Source organism: Amycolatopsis sp. NPDC005003 (assembly GCF_053600695.1).
On record NZ_JBSGAI010000011.1, the window covers coordinates 14,870 to 31,331 of the forward strand.

The window sequence follows — 16,462 nt, forward strand, 5'->3', positions numbered from 1 at the left end:
TGACTATCGCTCGGGGGACGGTCAACGCTTCATGAAGCTCACAACAGCGTCCCACAAAGTGGACGCAAGCTCCGCCTTCGCACCCAGCGGGATCGGGATTTCGGTGCCGTCCGCCCCCAGCAACCAGCCCGAATTGTCCTCGGTGCCGAACGCCTTGCCGTCGCCGACGGCGTTCACCACCAGCAGATCCGCGCCTTTGCGCTTCAGTTTGGCACGGGCGTGGTCGAGAACGCTGCCCTGCGCGTCGCCGGTTTCCGCGGCGAATCCCACGACCACCTGACCGGGATGCCGGTTTTGCACCAATTCCGCGAGAATGTCGGCGTTGCGGTCGAGCGTGATGACCGGGTCCGGCTGGTCGTCGGACTTCTTGATCTTGTGCTCGGCCCGGTTCGCCGGGCGGAAGTCGGCGACGGCGGCGGCCATCACGACGACGTCCGCGTCCCGGGCGGCGGCGTGCACCGCCCCACGCAGCTCCTCGGCCGTCGAAACGTGCTCCACGGCCGCGCCCGCCGGGTCCGGCAGCGCGACGGTGTGCGCGGTGACCAGGGTGACGTCGGCGCCGCGCTGGGCGGCGACGCGGGCCAGCGCGTAGCCCTGCTTGCCGGAGGAGCGGTTGCCCAGGTAGCGGACCGGGTCGAGCGGCTCGCGCGTCCCGCCGGCGGACACGACGACGCGGACGCCTTCGAGGTCGCGCGGGAGGGCATCCGGGCGGGCCAGCAGCAGCCGCGCCAGGTCGACGATCTCGGCCGGGTTCGCCAGGCGGCCCTTGCCGGTGTCGACCCCGGTCAGCCGGCCGGAGTCGGGCTCGGTGACGACCATGCCGCGCGAGCGCAGCAGGGCGACGTTGTCGCGGGTCGCGGGGTGCTCCCACATCTCCGTGTGCATCGCCGGGAAGAAGGCGACCGGGCACCGGGCGGTGAGCAAGGTGTTGGTCAGCAGGTCGTCGGCGAGGCCGTGGGCGGCCTTGGCGAGCAGGTTCGCCGTGGCCGGGACGACCAGGACGAGGTCGGCTTCCTTGCCGACGCGGACGTGCTGGACCTCGGGCACCTCGGTGAACACGCCCGTGTGCACCGGGTGCCCGGACAGCGCTTCGAAGGTCGCCGCGCCGACGAAGTTCAGCGCGGCTTCGGTGGGGACCACGCGGACGTCGTGACCGGATTCGGTCAGCCCGCGCAGCACCTCACAGGCCTTGTAGGCGGCGATGCCGCCGCCCACGCCCAGGACGACGCGGGGTTTACTCACCCTCGGTGTGCTCGAGCAGGCCGCCGTGGATCTCGCGCAGCGCGATCGAGAGCGGCTTCTCGCGCGGGCCCGGCTCGACCAGCGGGCCGACGTACTCCAGCAGGCCCTCGCCCAGCTGGGCGTAGTAGTCGTTGATCTGGCGGGCGCGCTTGGCCGAGTAGATCACCAGCGCGTACTTCGAGCTGACCTTCTCGAGCAGGTCGTCGATCGGCGGGTTGGTGATGCCCTCGAGCTCTTCGGTCAGGGTTGCCTGGGTGGTCACTCGTGGTGCTCCGCTTCTTCGGAAAACTGATCAGCAGTTATCAAGTTTAGCAAGTGCTCGGCGGCCTCCCGCACGTCGGCGTTGACGACGCGGTGGTCGAACTCCCCCGCCGCCGCCAGCTCGCGCTCCGCTTCGGCCAGCCGGGCCTGCACGGCGGCCTCGTTTTCGGTGCCGCGCCCGGTGAGCCTGCCGACCAGTTCCTCCCACGACGGCGGCATCAGCATCACCAGCCGGGCCTCCGGCATCGCCGCACGGACCTGGCGGGCGCCCTGCAGTTCGATCTCTAGGACGGCCGGGCGGCCCTCGGCGAGGGCCTTCTCGACCGGCTCGCGCGGGGTGCCGTAGCAGTTGCCGGCGAACTCGGCCCACTCGAGCAGCCTGCCGTCGGCGACCATCGCGTCGAACTCCGCGCGGTCGATGAAGTGGTAGTGCGCCCCGTCGACTTCGCCGGGGCGCGCCTTGCGGGTGGTGACCGAGACGCTGAACCAGACGTCGGGCTCCAGCTTCCGCAGCTCGCCCACCACGCTCGACTTCCCGACTCCCGAGGGCCCTGATACGACGGTGAGCCGGTGCCGGGGGAGGTCCCCCGTCACCGGCTCACTGCCGCGGTCGGCGCCCCGGTTCACCGGGTAGTCACGACCGGCGCCGTTCACTCGCCGCTGAACTCGGCCAGCAGCGCCTTGCGCTGCCGGTCGCCGAGGCCGCGAAGGCGACGGCTGGGGGCGATCTCCAGTCGTTCCATGGTCTGCTGCGCGCGGACCTTGCCGACGCCCGGGAGGGCCTCGAGCAGAGCCGAAACCTTCATCTTGCCGAGGACTTCGTTCTCCTCGGCCTGCTTCAGCACGTCGACCAGAGTGGTACCGCCCCGCTTCAGCCGCTCCTTCAGCTCAGCACGGATCTTGCGAGCGGCGGCGGCCTTCTCCAGCGCCGCAGCGCGCTGTTCCTCTGTCAGCTGGGGAAGTGCCACGTTTTCCTCCGGTAGTTCTCAAAACTGGGTGGGTGACGCGACGGTACCCACCCGTGAGCACCGGCCACAATGCGGGGGTGCCTGGTGGGACCCGGTTCCGGACCCTGCTATTGGCCGTTTTCCTGCGGGTCGGCCAGCAGTTCGGCGACCCGTTCGACCGCTTGGCGCAAAGCAGCTTGCTCCGGACCGTGCCTCAGGATGTCCCGGGACGACGCGGGCAGCACGCCCGGCAGGGACGGCCCGAACAGGGCCCGTAAATCGGCCACAGTGGCTCCCTGGGCCCCGAAACCGGGCGCCAGCACCGGACCGTTCAACCGCGAGAGATCGAGCTCTCCCGGCGGAACGGTGGCCCCGACCACGACACCCACATCGCCGAGCGGCGCCGCTTCGTCGTTGAATGCCGCCGCGGAGTCGACGATCGCCTGGGCGACGGTGCGCCCGTCGGGCAGCTTCGCGTTCTGCACTTCGCCCGCTTCCGGGTTCGACGTGCGGGCGAGCACGAAGACGCCGCGCCCCGCGGAGACCGCCGTTTCGGCGCATTGGGCCAAAGAGCCGAAGCCGAGGTACGGCGAAACGGTGATCGCGTCGGCGGCGATCGCCGCGCCCTCGGCGACGTACGCGGCCGTGTAGGCGCCCATCGTGGAGCCGATGTCGCCGCGCTTGACGTCCAGCAGCACCAGTGCGCCGGCGTCACGGGCGGTCGAGACCACCCGTTCCAGGACGGCGACACCGGCCGGTCCGAAACTTTCGAAGAACGCCGACTGCGGCTTCACGATCGCCGCGTGCGCCGCCAGGACCTCCGTGGCGGACAGCGCGAACCGTTCCAGGCCCGAGACGTCCACCGGGAGCCCCCAGGCCTCGATCAGGCCCGGGTGGGGGTCGATGCCGGCGCACAGCGGGCCGCGGGCCGCGACGGCCTTGGCCAGCCGCGCCCCGAACCGTTCCCGCCCGCTCACGACTTGGCCTTCAGCGCCGCCTGGAGCTCCTGCAGCGACCGCACGCCGATGTCGCCCCGGATCAGCGCTTCGATGCCGTGCACGGCCGCCGCGGCGCCCTGCACGGTCGTCACGCACGGGATGTCGCGCGACACCGCGGCGGTGCGGATTTCGTAGCCGTCGACGCGCGGACCACTGTTCCCGTAGGGAGTGTTGATCACCATGTCGACGCCGCCGTCCAGGATGACGTCGACGATGTTCGGCTCGGCTTCGGTCGAGCCCTCGTAGTGCTTGCGCACCACCGTGCAGGGGATTCCGTTGCGCCGCAGCACTTCGGCGGTGCCGGACGTGGCGAGGATCTCGAAGCCGAGGTCCGCCAGCCGCTTCACCGGGAACACCAGCGAGCGCTTGTCGCGGTTGGCCACCGAGACGAACACGCGCCCGGACGTCGGCAGCGAGCCGTACGCGCCGCTCTGCGACTTCGCGAACGCCTTGCCGAAGTCGACGTCGACGCCCATCACCTCGCCGGTGGACTTCATCTCCGGGCCCAGCAGCGAGTCGACGCCGTGGCCTTCGGGGGTGCGGAAGCGGTGGAAGGGCAGCACGGCCTCCTTCACCGCGACCGGCGAGTCGGCCGGCAGGTGCCCGCCGTCGCCCTCGGCCGGCAGGACGCCGTTCTCGCGCAGGTCCTTGATCGTCGAGCCGGTCATGATCAGCGCGGCGGCCTTCGCCAGCGGCACCGCCGTCGCCTTGGACACGAACGGCACCGTGCGCGACGCGCGCGGGTTGGCCTCCAGGACGTACAGGACGTCGTCCTTGAGCGCGTACTGGACGTTCAGGAGCCCGCGCACGCCCACGCCCCGCGCGATCGCCTCGGTGGAGCGCCGGACGGCCTGCAGGTCGGTGTGGCCGAGCGTGATCGGCGGCAGCGCGCACGAGGAGTCGCCGGAGTGGATGCCGGCCTCCTCGATGTGTTCCATGACACCGCCGAGGTACAGCTCTTCGCCGTCGAACAGCGCGTCGACGTCGATTTCGATGGCGTCGTCGAGGAAGCGGTCCACGAGCACCGGGTGCTCCGGCGTGACCTCGGTGGCGCGGCGGATGTAGCCCGCGAGGGTCTCCTCGTCGTAGACGATCTCCATGCCGCGCCCGCCGAGGACGTAGGACGGCCGGACGAGCACCGGGTAGCCGATCTCGTCGGCGATCCGCTTGGCGCCCTCGAAGGACGTCGCCGTGCCGTAGCGCGGCGCCGGCAGGCCGGCGTCGGTGAGGACCTCGCCGAACGCGCCCCGGTCTTCGGCCAGGTGGATGGCCTCCGGCGGCGTCCCGACCACCGGGACCCCGGCGTCGGCGAGCTTCTTCGCCAGGCCCAGCGGGGTCTGGCCGCCGAGCTGGACGATGACGCCGGCGACCGTGCCGGACGCCTGCTCGGCGTGCACGACCTCGAGGACGTCCTCGAAGGACAGCGGCTCGAAGTACAGGCGGTCGGACGTGTCGTAGTCGGTGGACACGGTTTCCGGGTTGCAGTTGACCATGACGGCCTCGAACCCGGCCTCCCGCAACGCGATCGCCGCGTGCACGCAGGAGTAGTCGAACTCGATGCCCTGGCCGATCCGGTTCGGGCCGGAGCCGAGGATGAGCACCTTCGGCTTGTCGGACTGGACGGCCACTTCGGACTGCGCGTCGGGGTCGGACTCGTAAGCCGAGTAGTGGTATGGCGTCTTGGCCGCGAACTCGGCCGCACAGGTGTCGACGGTCTTGAACACCGGCCGCACGCCGAGGCGGTGGCGCAGCGCGCGGACGCCGTCCTCACCGGCCAGTTCCGGCCGCAGGGCGGCGATCTGGCGGTCCGACAGGCCGGTGCGCTTGGCGCGGCGCAGCAGGTCGCCGTCGAGCACCGGCGCGTCGCGAACCTCGGCGCCCACTTCGCCGATGAGGGCGACCTGGTCGATGAACCACGGATCGATGCCGCTCGCCTCGTGCACCTGCTCGACGGTGGCGCCGAGCCGCAGCGCACGCTCCACTTCGTACAGCCGGCCCTCCTTCGGCGTACGCAGCGAATCCAAAGTGGACTCCAGCGTGACGCCCTCGGGGTCGGGCAGCGTCCAGAAGCCGGTCGCCTTGGTCTCGATCGACCGCATCACCTTGCCGAGCGCCTCGGGGAAGCTGCGCCCGAACGACATCGCCTCGCCGACGCTCTTCATCGTGGTGGTCAGCGTCGGGTCCGCGCCGGGGAACTTCTCGAAGGCGAACCGCGGCATCTTGACGACGACGTAGTCCAAAGTGGGCTCGAACGCGGCCGGCGTCTCGCCGGTGATGTCGTTCTGGATTTCGTCGAGGGTGTAGCCGATGGCGAGCTTCGCGGCGATCTTGGCGATCGGGAAGCCGGTCGCCTTGGACGCCAGCGCGGAGCTTCGCGACACGCGCGGGTTCATCTCGATGACGACCATCCGGCCGTCGCGCGGGTTGATCGCGAACTGGATGTTGCAGCCACCGGTGTCGACGCCGACCTCGCGCAGCACGGCGATGCCGACGTCCCGCATCACCTGGTACTCGCGGTCGGTGAGGGTCATCGTCGGCGCGACGGTGACCGAGTCGCCGGTGTGCACGCCCATCGCGTCGATGTTCTCGATCGAGCAGACGACCACGACGTTGTCGTGCTTGTCGCGCATCAGCTCGAGCTCGTACTCCTTCCAGCCGAGCACGCTCTCCTCGATGAGCACCTCGGTGACCGGAGACTCGGCGAGCCCGGTGGAGGCGAGCCGCTCCAGGTCCTCGGGCGTGTGCGCCATGCCGGACCCGAGCCCGCCCATGGTGAAGGACGGCCGGATGACGACCGGCAGGCCGAGTTCCTTGACGGTGTCGCGGACTTCGTCCATGTCGTGGCAGACACGGGAGCGCGGGACCTCGGCACCGATGGTGCGGACGATGTCCTTGAACTTCTGCCGGTCCTCACCGCGCTGGATGGCGTCGATGTCGGCGCCGATCAGTTCGACACCGTACTTGTCGAGCACGCCACGCTCGTGCAGCGCGACGGCGCAGTTGAGCGCGGTCTGCCCGCCGAGCGTGGCGAGCAGCGCGTCGGGCCGCTCTTCGGCGATGACCTTCTCGACGAAGTCCGGCGTCACCGGCTCGATGTAGGTGGCGTCGGCGAACTCGGGGTCGGTCATGATGGTGGCCGGGTTCGAGTTCACCAGGGAGACGCGCAGGCCTTCGCTGCGCAGCACCCGGCAGGCCTGGGTGCCGGAGTAGTCGAACTCCGCGGCCTGCCCGATCACGATCGGCCCGGAGCCGATCACCAGCACGTGCTGGATGTCCGTCCTCTTCGGCATCAGGCCTTCTTCTCCATGAGCGAAACGAATTCGTCGAACAGGGGCGCCGCGTCGTGGGGGCCGGCCGCGGCTTCGGGGTGGTACTGGACCGAGAACGCCGGGACGTCCAGCGCCCGGACGCCCTCGACCGTGTCGTCGTTCGGGCAGTAGTGGCTGATCTGCGCCGCCCCGAACGGGGACTCGAAGCGCTGGCCCGGTTCGCCTTCGAGGGCGAAGCCGTGGTTCTGGGCCGTGATCGCCACCGACTTGGTCGCCACGTCGATCACCGGGATGTTGATGCCGCGGTGCCCGTAGCGCATCTTGTACGTCCCCAGGCCCAGCGCGCGGCCGAGGACCTGGTTGCCGAAGCAGATGCCGAACAGCGGGATCTCGCGCTCCAGGACCTGCTTGGTCAGCTCGGTCGCGTGCGTCGTCGTGGCCGGGTCGCCCGGGCCGTTGGACAGGAACACGCCGTCCGGCTCGATCGCCAGGAGCTCGTCCAGCGTCGACGTCGAGGGCAGCACGTGCACCTCGATGCCGCGCTTGATCATCTGGCGCGGGGTGTTGGACTTGATGCCCAGGTCGAGCGCCGCCACCCGGAAGCGCGTCTCACCGTCGGGCGAGACCACGTACGGCTTGGGCGTCGAGACCTGGCCGGCCAGGTCGGCGCCCTCCATCTTCGGGCTCGCGAGCACCGAGGCCACCATGTCGTCGACGCTGCCGAGCGCGTCGCCGGAGAACACCCCGGCGCGCATCGCGCCCACCTCGCGCAGGTGGCGGGTCAGTGACCGGGTGTCGACCTCGGCGATGCCGACGATCCCCTGGCGCACCAGCTCTTCGTCCAGGGTCCGGCGAGAGCGCCAGTTGGACGGCGTGCGGGCGGGGTCGCGCACCACGTAGCCGTTGACCCAGATCTTCGACGACTCGTCGTCCTCGTCGTTCCAGCCGGTGTTGCCGATCTGCGGCGCCGTCTGCACCACGATCTGTCCGTGGTACGACGGGTCGGTCAGCGTCTCCTGGTAGCCGGTCATGCCGGTGCAGAACACCGCTTCGCCGAGGGTTCGCCCCTGCGCGCCGTAGGCAGCGCCGCGGAACACCCGGCCGTCTTCGAGTACCAGTGCGGCCTGAGCGCGCGCGTTCACTGGGCACCTCCCTTGATCTTGAGCTGTTCGATCCACTGTGGATAGTCGTCGAGGTCGTCGCCGCGGAAGCCGGTGTCGAGCTCGACGTCGCCGAGCCGCCAGGTGACGATCAGCAGCGCGTCCGTGCCCATCACCTTCCCGGCGATCTTCGTGTCGCGCCGGACGCCGGTGACGGCGTCCCGCGGGATCCAGAAGTCCGGGGCGCCGCCACGCTCGACGGCGACGCCGCCGTCGTGGAGCCGCCAGGAAGCCGAAGTCCGCAGTCCCGCGCCGCGGGTGACGATCCGGTTCTGCCACTCCCCCGCGATCGTCGTCGACAGGTAGACGCCGGTCGACTCCAGCAGGGCATCCCCCAAACCAGCGGGGATGGCGGGGAACGGCGGCACCTGGGCGCTCTGCGAGCGGGACTTGCGCCGCCAGCCCACGTACATGCCCCAGAGGCAGAGCAGGAAGAAGGCGACGATCGCCAGCACGAGCCAGAAGCGCTCCATCAGCCGATCTTCCCGTCCCGCGCGGTGATCCGCCCGCGCAGCAGCGTCGTGGTCACCACGCCGGGCAGCCGCATTCCCTCGTACGGGGTGTTGGCCGCGATGCTGGCCAGCTCCGCGCCCCGGACGGTCCATTCGGCGTCCGGGTCCACCAGGGTCAGGTTCGCCGGCTCGCCGACCTCGATCGGACGGCCCTGGTCGGGCAGGTTGCCGATCTCCGCGGGCCGCTCGCTCATGACGCGGGCGACGCCGCGCCAGTCGAGCAGTCCGGTGCGGACCATGGTCTCGGCCACGATGGACAGCGCCGTCTGCAGCCCGAGCATGCCGGGCCGGGCCGCGGTCCACTCGGTGTCCTTGTCCTGGACCGCGTGCGGCGCGTGGTCGGTGGCGACGCAGTCGATGGTCCCGTCGGCCAGCGCGGCCCGCAGCTTCTCCGCGTCCGACGACGTGCGCAGCGGCGGGTTCACCTTGTTCACCGGGTCGTAGGTCGCCAGGCGCTCGTCGGTGAGCAGCAGGTGGTGCGGGGTGACCTCGGCCGACACCTTCGTGCCGCGGTCCTTGGCCCAGCGCAGCACGTCCGCCGTGCCCGACGTCGAGACGTGGCAGACGTGCAGCCGGGCGTTCGCGTGCAACGCCAGCAGGCAGTCGCGGGCCACGATGGACTCTTCCGCGGCGGCGGGCCAGCCGGTGTAGCCGAGCCGGGCGGCGCGTTCGCCCTCGTGGGCCTGGGCACCGACGGTCAGCCGCGGCTCCTCCGCGTGCTGCGCGATGACGACGTCCAGCGCGGTCGAGTACTCCAGCGCCCGCCGCATGAGCAGCGGGTCGGCGACGCAGAGGCCGTCGTCGGAGAACACCGTGACCCGGGCCTGGGCCTTCGCCATCGAGCCGAGCTCGGCGAGCTTCTCGCCCTTGAGCCCGACGGTGACCGCACCGACCGGGTGCACGTCGACCAGGCCGGCCTCTTGCCCGCGCCGCCACACGTGGTCGACGACCACGGCGTTGTCGGCGACCGGGTCGGTGTTGGCCATGGCGAACACGGCGGTGTACCCGCCGAGCGCCGCCGCGGCCGAGCCGGTGTCGATGGTCTCGGTGTCCTCGCGGCCGGGTTCGCGCAGGTGGGTGTGCAGGTCGACGAAGCCGGGCAGCAGGACTTGACCGTTCGCCTCGACGACTTCGGCGTCTTCGGGTGCTCGGACGGTGCCGATCCCGGTGATCACGCCGTCCTCGATCAGGACGTCGACGGGGTCGCCTTCGCCGTACGGGCGGGCGCCCTTGATCACGGTGCTCACGCGGCGGCTCCTTCACTGGCCAGGAGGTGGTAGAGGACCGCCATGCGCACGTGGACGCCGTTGCGGACCTGTTCGGTGATGGCCGACGCCGGGGAGTCGGCGACCGCCGAAGCGATCTCCATCCCGCGCAGCATCGGGCCGGGGTGCAGCACGACCGCGTGGTCCGGCAGCAGCTTCTGCCGCCGTTCCGAGAGGCCGTACGCGATGGAGTACTCCCGCGCGCTCGGGAAGAAACCTCCGTGCATGCGTTCCGCCTGGACCCGCAGCATCATCACCGCGTCGACGGCGGGCAGCTCGGCGTCCAGGTCGTGCGAGACGGTGACCGGCAGGCTCTCGACGCCGTAGGGCAGCAGCGTCGGCGGCGCGACCAGCACCACCTCGGCGCCGAGCGCGGAGAGCAGGTGGATGTTCGAGCGGGCGACCCGGCTGTGCAGGACGTCGCCGACGATGGCGATCCGGCGGTCCTTGAGCGAGCCGAGGCGCTCCCGCAGGGTCGCCGCGTCGAGCAGCGCCTGCGTCGGGTGCTCGTGGGTGCCGTCGCCGGCGTTGACCACCGACGTGCCCGGCTCGGCCAGCCACTCCGAGAGCCGCTGGGCGGCGCCGCTGGCCGGGTGCCGCACGATCACGCAGTCGGCGCCCGCGGCGGCCAGCGTCAGCGCGGTGTCCCGCAGCGACTCGCCCTTGTTGACCGAGGAGCTCGACGCGGAGACGTTGATCACGTCCGCGCTCATCCACTTCCCGGCGATCTCGAACGACACCCGCGTGCGCGTCGAGTTCTCGTAGAACAGGGTGATGACCGTGCGGCCGCGCAGCGTCGGCAGCTTCTTGACCTCGCGGCCGAGCAGGGTGTGCTTCAGCTCGTCGGCGGTGTCGAGCACGGCCGTGGCCAGCGCCGGGTCCAGGCCGTCGGTGGCGAGCAGGTGCTTCACGAGTCCTCTCCAGCAGCAGTGTCGGCCGAACGCAGCAGGACGGCGTCGCGGCCGTCGATTTCGGCCAGCAGGACCGACACGCCCTCGGAACGGGCGGTCGGCACGTTCTTGCCGACGTAGTCGGCGCGGATCGGCAGCTCCCGGTGACCGCGGTCGACCAGCACGGCCAGCTGCACCGCACGCGGGCGGCCGTGATCACGCAGGGCATCGAGCGCGGCCCGGATCGTCCGGCCGGAGAAGAGGACGTCGTCGACCAGGATCACGACGCGGTCGTCGATGCCGTCGGCGGGCAGCTGCGTCTGTTCGAGCGCGCGCGGCGGGCGGCGGCGGAGGTCGTCCCGGTAGAGGGTGACGTCGAGGGCGCCGGTGGGCGGGCGGACCCCGGAGAACTCGCCGATCTTGTCGGCCAGGCGGACGGCGAGCGGCGTGCCCCGGGACGGGATGCCGAGCAACACGGGCGGGGTAGTGCTCTCCGCACCGTTCGCTGTCTTTTCGATGACCTGATGGGCCATTCGGGCGATCGTGCGCGCGACATCGCCGGCCGTCAGGAGCTCGCGCTCCCCGGCCGAACCAGCCGCGTCACGCGGGCGTGACGACAAACCGGACTCCTTCCCCGCCTCACCGGACGGGTCCTTAAAGGACGTCTGTTCCCCTGCTGGTCGGGGCTTTCGCACCGACAGTAGCAGGCACTTTGCTCAGTCTTCCGGGTGGTGTGGCGTGATTCGCGGCAAGCTTCTGCTTGACCTGGTGACAACAATGCGTAACCATTACTCTGAGTATTCGACTCAGCGAGTCCCCCGGCCCGGTCACCCCGACCGGGAGGGGGTGAAGAACGGAGAACGACCAGATGGGCGATTACGCCAAGGCGCTCGGGGCCAAGCTCCGCGGGATCCGCCAGCAGCAGGGCCTGTCCCTGCACGGGGTCGAGCAGAAGTCCGGTGGGCGCTGGAAGGCCGTCGTCGTCGGCTCGTACGAGCGTGGCGACCGTGCCGTCACCGTGCAGAAGCTGGCCGAGCTGGCCGACTTCTACGGTGTGCCGGTGGTCGAGCTGCTGCCCGAGGGCCGGGTCCCCTCCGGTGCCGAGCCCGCCACCAAGATCGTCATCAACCTCGAGCGCCTGCAGCAGCTGCCGGCCGAAAAGGTGGGCCCGCTCGCGCGTTACGCCGCGACGATCCAGAGCCAGCGCGGCGACTACAACGGCAAGGTGCTCTCGATCCGCACCGAGGACCTGCGGTCCCTGGCGATCATCTACGACATGACCCCGGGCGAGCTGACCGAGCAGCTCATCGACTGGGGCGTCCTGCCGCCGGAGGCGCGTCCTTCCAAGGAGGACTGATCCGCAAGTGTGTTACACCGACGCAGTGAGCGTCCCCCGGTGGGGCACCGGAGACGCTCACTGACTCGTCGGGGGGCTCGTTCGGGGGCGAGCCCGCCCCGCGGTCACCTGACCGGGGGCTCTAGAGAACGGCGCGGAGGCGGTCGGCGATCGTGCCGATCCGGCCCAGGACGCCGTTCACGAAGCGCGGCGAGTCGTCCGTGGACAGTTCCTTCGCCAGTCCCACGGCCTCGTCGATCGCCACCGGGTCCGGCACGTCCTCGGCCCAGAGCAGCTCGTAGACCCCGACCCGCAGCACCGCGAGGTCGACCTTCGGCATCCGCTCCAGGGTCCAGCCCTGCGCGTGCTCGGCCAGCAGCTCGTCGATCCGGGCCTTCCGCCCGGTGACGCCCTCGACCAGGCTGATCGTGTAGTCCGCGATCGGGTCGACGTCCGTCGCGCCGACCCGGTCGGCCAGCAGCGTCACCGCGTCGGTGTCGCGCTGCGCGGCCTCGTACAGCATTTCCACCGCGCGGCGGCGCGCCTGACGGCGGCTGATCGCGCCGCCGCGGTTCGGGTGGGGTTTCGACGTCGGCATCAGCTGGAGACGCGGCCCAGGTAACGGCCGTCGCGGGTGTCGACCTTGATCTTCTCGCCGGTGGAGAGGAACAGCGGGACCTGGATCTCCGCGCCGGTCTCCAGCGTCGCCGGCTTGGTGCCGCCGGTGGAGCGGTCGCCCTGCAGGCCCGGGTCGGTGTGCTGGACGACCAGCTCGACCGACGTCGGCAGCTCGACGTACAGCGGCTCGTTCTCGTGCACCGCGACCTGGACCTCGGTGTTCTCGAGCATGTAGTTGGCGTTGTCGCCGACGACCTCGGCCGGGACGGTGATCTGGTCGTAGGTGTCACCGTCCATGAACACGAAGTCCTGCCCCTCCTTGTAGAGGTAGGTCATGTTCCGGCGGTCCACCGTGGCCGTCTCGACCTTCGTGCCCGCGTTGAACGTCTTGTCGACCACCTTGCCGGTGAGCACGTGCTTGAGCGTCGTGCGCACGAAGGCGCCGCCCTTGCCCGGCTTGACGTGCTGGAACGCGGTGACGGTCCACAGCTGGCCCTCGAGGTTGAGGACGAGCCCGTTCTTCAGGTCGTTGGTCGTGGCCACGAGCTTGCAGTCTCCTGTGTCGAATCTTCGGGTTCGGGGCCGCTGTCAGACGACCACGAGGTTCTTGGTGCTCAGGGTGAGGAGTTCGGGTTCCCCGGCCCGCACGACGAGCGTGTCCTCGATGCGCACGCCACCGCGCCCCGCGAGGTACACGCCGGGCTCGACGGTGACCGCCATACCGGCGGCCAGTGTACCGACGCCCGTCGCGGCGAAGCTGGGCGCCTCGTGGATCTGCAGGCCGACGCCGTGCCCGAGGCCGTGCGCGAAGTGCTCGCCGTGGCCCGCGTCCGCGATCACCTTCCGCGCCGCGGCGTCCACATCGGACACCTCGGCGCCCGGCACGACGGCGGCGACCCCGGCCGCCTGCGCGGCGTGCACGAGCTCGTAGACCTCGCGCTGCCAGTCCGCGGGCTCGCCGAGGACGAAGGTGCGGGTCATGTCGGAGTGGTAGCCGTCGACGGTGGCGCCGAAGTCCATCTTGACGAAGTCGCCGCGCTTGAGCTCGGCGTGCGTCGGCTGGTGGTGCGGGATGGCGGAGTGCGCGCCGGCGGCGATGATGGAGGCGAAGCTGGGCGCGGCCGAGCCGTGCTCCAGCATCCGGTTCTCCAGGTCACGGGCGATTTCCAGCTCCGTCCGCCCGGGCCGCAGCCCGCCGGCGGCCACCAGGTCGTCCAGCGCCCGGTCGGCGGCGGCGCACGCTTGGCGCAGCGCTTCGATCTCGGCCTCGTCCTTGACTTCGCGCAGCCGCTCGACGAGACCGGGGGTCCGTTCGAGGGGCACCTGCTGCTTCAGCGCTTCGTAGGTCTCGACGCTGACGTGCTGGCTCTCGAACCCGAGCCGCCCGTAGGTCTTGGGGTCCTTCGCGGCTTTCGCGACGAGCGCGGCGGCGCTGGCCCGGTCGACGACGGTCTCGAGGTCGGGCACTTCGGCGGCGGACTGGGTGGTGTACCGGCCGTCGGTGCAGAAGAGCGTCTTGTCGTCGCCGCCGGCGTGCAGGAGAACGGCGGCGTTCGAGCCGGTGAACCCGGTCAGGTAGCGGATGTTCAGCAGATCGGTGACCAGCAGCGCGTCGACACCGGCTCCGGTCAGGAGCTCGCGCAGCGCACGGCGACGTCGTCCATGGGTTTCGGGCACGGGTCCACCCTAGTGCGCCGGGTTCCCGGGGGAAGCGACTCGTCAGTAGGCCGCCTACACTCCGCAGGATGAGCACCTGGGTGATCCGCGGACTGGTGATGGCGGTGCTGCACGGCGTGGCGTTGACGCTGCTGGCCAAGTACGCCGTGTACCACCCGACGGACCAGACGCTCGCGGTGTCGCTGACGTTGGCGGTCCTGGTCGGCGCGGCGGCGCTGTGGGCGGCCCTGGACGCGTGGCGCGGGGTCGCCGACCGCGGCCGGGCGTGGTTCGTCGCGGCGCTGGTGGCCGGGGTGGTGTCGGGCATCCTGTACGTGATCGGGCGCGCGGTGTTCGTCGACCAGACGGGCGTGTCCGAGCTGGGCGGCGCCCTCACCGGCGGTGCGGCGTTCTCGGCGCTGCTGGTGCTGGTCCCCGCCGGGCTGGGATTGCTGGTCGGAGGACGGATCGGCCGCCCCCGGCCGGCCGAGGAGGAGCCGCGAGAGGTGCCTTCGCCGCGGCCTCGGCGGCTTCGGTCGTCCAGCCGGGAGCCGCGCGGGTAGCCGTCGGTTTCCGGCCACGGCCCGGGCGGCTGCGGCCACCGGGTCCGCGTCAGCCGGCTGGCCGCGGCCAGCCGATCAGTGCCAGGCGGCTGCGCCCACCGCGCCCGCGTCAGCCAGTCGACCGCGGCCAGCCGATCAGTGCCAGGCGGCTGCCGCCACCGGGGCCGCGTCAACCGGTCAGTGCCGGCCCCGGCCGATAGCCGTCCCACTGCGCGTCGGTCACCGGGTGCGGTGCCGAGGCGTTGCCCACCGCGACCAGCGGGTCCGAGATCCGCCACAGCCGGTGGTCGTCGAGGACCAGGGCAAACCCGCGGCCGGGCGCCTGGACCGCCTCGGCCCCCGCGCGCAGCCGGGCCGTCACCGGCAGGGCCGCCACCTCCGGCGGTGCCTTCTCCAGCAGTTCGCCGGCCAGGGCCGCGGCGACCCCGCGCCGGTCGACGCGGACCCGCTGCCCCGCCCGGACCAGATCCATCGTCCGCTCCGGCGACGGCATCGTGACCCCGTCGAACGTGGCCGCCACCCGGGCGGGGTTCGCGCAGGCCTGGCTGCCCAGCACGTCCAGCCCGAAGTGCCGCAGGTCGGTCGGGGCGCCGGCGCCACCGAGCACGGTCGCGCGCATGACGTCGAACGGCACCCGGCCGCACGGGTCGGCCGTCGACAGCGGCGCGTGCCCGTCCGCGCGGCGCACCAGGCCCGGCCCTTCCCGCCACGGCCCCGGCACCAGCACGGGACGGAACGGGTGCTCGGTGAAGTCCGCGGTCCAGAACGTCAGCGTCGTCCCGCCGTCGGTCTCGTGCGCGACGACGAACGCGGCGAGCGCGCCCACCCACATCAGGTCCGCGCTGAACCCGTCGACGATCGACCGGGCACGCGGCGCCGAAGTCGAAGCCACCGGCACGAACCCGCCGGTGTCCAGCGCCTGCACCCCCGACCCGAACGCGGGGTCGCGCGAGCGGAGCAGGAACTGCCCCGCGCCGTTGGGGCCCGCGGCGCGGCCGGTGGTGTCGGTGAACATCAGGTAGAACCAGCCGTCGAGGTAGACAGCCGACGGCTGGCCCGCGCCGTAGACGTTCTCGCGGTGCACGTCGTGGGACGGCCCGAGGATCGGCTGCCCGCCGGCCGCACGGGTCCAGTGGACGCCGTCGGTGCTGGTCGCGAGCCCGATCGAGTTGCCGAGCGCGTGGTCCCCGGCGGCGCCGGTGTAGTACAGGTAGTACGTCGAGCCGACGCGCAGCACGGACGGATCGCAGGTGTGCATGCCGTCGAACTGCCCGGGCGCCCCGGAGAACACGGCGGCCGGGATCCCGCCGTCCGGCCCGGCGAACGGCCCGTCGAAGGAGGGGGCCTGGGCGTAGAGGATGTCGTCCCCGGCCGGCCCGGCGCCGCCGTACTGGCTGCACCACCACATCCGGGTCTGCCCCCGGTCGAGCATGACGGTCGGCCCGTAGTTGTAGACGGCATCGGCCCCACCGGCGGCGATGACACCACCACTCTGCCGGGCGTCACCCGAACCGAGCTCGACGTCGACGGGCCGCGGCGGTTCGGCGCTCTTCCCGCCGGCGATGGCGGGCCGCTCCCCCGCCGCCTGCGGCTGGGCGTAACCCTGGGTGCAGCCCGCGAGCAGAACGCCCGCCAGGAGACTGGCGAGCAAGGCACGAGCGGGTCGCCGACCCCCACGACGAAACGGGTGCACGGCACCGGAGTGTAGCGAGAGGCTTCGCCCGTCCGGGCGGCCGCGCTCCGTT

Annotated in this window: 17 protein-coding genes; 2 read left to right on the top strand and 15 right to left on the bottom strand. The window is 71.4% G+C overall.

Annotated features, from left to right (window positions below; genetic code table 11):
* Nucleotides 1-21: 21 nt before the first annotated feature.
* From coaBC to pyrR, 11 genes are all read right to left on the bottom strand, one after another.
* Nucleotides 22-1,242, bottom strand: a complete 1,221-nt coding sequence (gene coaBC / locus ACWED2_RS14960; protein ID WP_449691031.1) for a bifunctional phosphopantothenoylcysteine decarboxylase/phosphopantothenate--cysteine ligase CoaBC — start codon at nt 1,240-1,242, stop codon at nt 22-24.
* Nucleotides 1,235-1,504 carry a DNA-directed RNA polymerase subunit omega gene (rpoZ, locus tag ACWED2_RS14965; RefSeq protein WP_206788720.1) on the bottom strand — a complete coding sequence of 90 codons (270 nt, stop codon included), beginning with the start codon at nt 1,502-1,504 and terminating at the stop codon, nt 1,235-1,237. The genes coaBC and rpoZ overlap by 8 nt, the downstream gene beginning before the upstream one ends.
* Nucleotides 1,501-2,157 (bottom strand): guanylate kinase, encoded by a 657-nt coding sequence (gene gmk, locus ACWED2_RS14970; protein ID WP_449691032.1) that lies wholly within the window; start codon nt 2,155-2,157, stop codon nt 1,501-1,503. Before gmk ends, rpoZ begins: the two co-directional genes overlap by 4 nt.
* The gene (mihF, locus tag ACWED2_RS14975; protein WP_013224622.1) at nt 2,154-2,471 is read right to left on the bottom strand and encodes an integration host factor, actinobacterial type; all 318 of its coding nucleotides are present in this window, start codon (nt 2,469-2,471) and stop codon (nt 2,154-2,156) included. The genes gmk and mihF overlap by 4 nt, the downstream gene beginning before the upstream one ends.
* A gap of 107 nt (nt 2,472-2,578) precedes the next feature.
* A complete protein-coding gene (pyrF, locus tag ACWED2_RS14980) occupies nt 2,579-3,427 on the bottom strand; it encodes an orotidine-5'-phosphate decarboxylase (RefSeq protein ID WP_449691033.1) in 849 nt (282 codons plus the stop codon).
* Nucleotides 3,424-6,738 carry a carbamoyl-phosphate synthase large subunit gene (carB, locus tag ACWED2_RS14985; protein WP_449691034.1) on the bottom strand — a complete coding sequence of 1,105 codons (3,315 nt, stop codon included), beginning with the start codon at nt 6,736-6,738 and terminating at the stop codon, nt 3,424-3,426. Before carB ends, pyrF begins: the two co-directional genes overlap by 4 nt.
* The gene (gene carA / locus ACWED2_RS14990) at nt 6,738-7,859 is read right to left on the bottom strand and encodes a glutamine-hydrolyzing carbamoyl-phosphate synthase small subunit (RefSeq protein ID WP_449691035.1); all 1,122 of its coding nucleotides are present in this window, start codon (nt 7,857-7,859) and stop codon (nt 6,738-6,740) included. The genes carB and carA overlap by 1 nt, the downstream gene beginning before the upstream one ends.
* Nucleotides 7,856-8,350, bottom strand: a complete 495-nt coding sequence (locus ACWED2_RS14995; protein WP_449691036.1) for a PH-like domain-containing protein — start codon at nt 8,348-8,350, stop codon at nt 7,856-7,858. The genes carA and ACWED2_RS14995 overlap by 4 nt, the downstream gene beginning before the upstream one ends.
* Nucleotides 8,350-9,636 (bottom strand): dihydroorotase, encoded by a 1,287-nt coding sequence (locus tag ACWED2_RS15000; RefSeq protein ID WP_449691037.1) that lies wholly within the window; start codon nt 9,634-9,636, stop codon nt 8,350-8,352. The genes ACWED2_RS14995 and ACWED2_RS15000 overlap by 1 nt, the downstream gene beginning before the upstream one ends.
* Entirely contained in the window at nt 9,633-10,565 is a 933-nt protein-coding gene (locus ACWED2_RS15005; protein ID WP_086841743.1) for an aspartate carbamoyltransferase catalytic subunit, read from the bottom strand. Before ACWED2_RS15005 ends, ACWED2_RS15000 begins: the two co-directional genes overlap by 4 nt.
* On the bottom strand, nt 10,562-11,164 hold the full coding sequence (gene pyrR, locus ACWED2_RS15010) for a bifunctional pyr operon transcriptional regulator/uracil phosphoribosyltransferase PyrR (RefSeq protein ID WP_449691038.1): 603 nt from the start codon (nt 11,162-11,164) through the stop codon (nt 10,562-10,564). The genes ACWED2_RS15005 and pyrR overlap by 4 nt, the downstream gene beginning before the upstream one ends.
* Nucleotides 11,165-11,412: 248 nt before the next feature.
* On the opposite strand from pyrR, the gene bldD reads away from it, so the two are divergent.
* A complete protein-coding gene (bldD, locus tag ACWED2_RS15015; RefSeq protein WP_003096372.1) occupies nt 11,413-11,901 on the top strand; it encodes a transcriptional regulator BldD in 489 nt (162 codons plus the stop codon).
* A gap of 121 nt (nt 11,902-12,022) precedes the next feature.
* Here the strand turns inward: bldD and nusB are convergent, their stop codons facing one another.
* Genes nusB through ACWED2_RS15030 form a run of 3 tightly spaced genes read right to left on the bottom strand, consistent with a single transcriptional unit; the run spans nt 12,023 to nt 14,175 of the window.
* Nucleotides 12,023-12,478: a transcription antitermination factor NusB gene (gene nusB / locus ACWED2_RS15020; protein WP_003096361.1), complete on the bottom strand. Its 456-nt coding sequence runs from the start codon at nt 12,476-12,478 to the stop codon at nt 12,023-12,025.
* Entirely contained in the window at nt 12,478-13,041 is a 564-nt protein-coding gene (efp, locus tag ACWED2_RS15025) for an elongation factor P (protein WP_310975012.1), read from the bottom strand. The genes nusB and efp overlap by 1 nt, the downstream gene beginning before the upstream one ends.
* 45 nt (nt 13,042-13,086) lie before the next feature.
* Nucleotides 13,087-14,175 (bottom strand): M24 family metallopeptidase, encoded by a 1,089-nt coding sequence (locus ACWED2_RS15030; RefSeq protein ID WP_449691039.1) that lies wholly within the window; start codon nt 14,173-14,175, stop codon nt 13,087-13,089.
* 98 nt (nt 14,176-14,273) lie between these two features.
* Between ACWED2_RS15030 and ACWED2_RS15035 the strand changes: the two genes are divergently transcribed.
* A complete protein-coding gene (locus ACWED2_RS15035; RefSeq protein WP_449691192.1) occupies nt 14,274-14,717 on the top strand; it encodes a hypothetical protein in 444 nt (147 codons plus the stop codon).
* Between the two features lie 169 nt (nt 14,718-14,886).
* Here the strand turns inward: ACWED2_RS15035 and ACWED2_RS15040 are convergent, their stop codons facing one another.
* Nucleotides 14,887-16,368 carry a beta-xylosidase gene (locus ACWED2_RS15040; protein ID WP_449691040.1) on the bottom strand — a complete coding sequence of 494 codons (1,482 nt, stop codon included), beginning with the start codon at nt 16,366-16,368 and terminating at the stop codon, nt 14,887-14,889.
* Nucleotides 16,369-16,462: the final 94 nt, after the last annotated feature.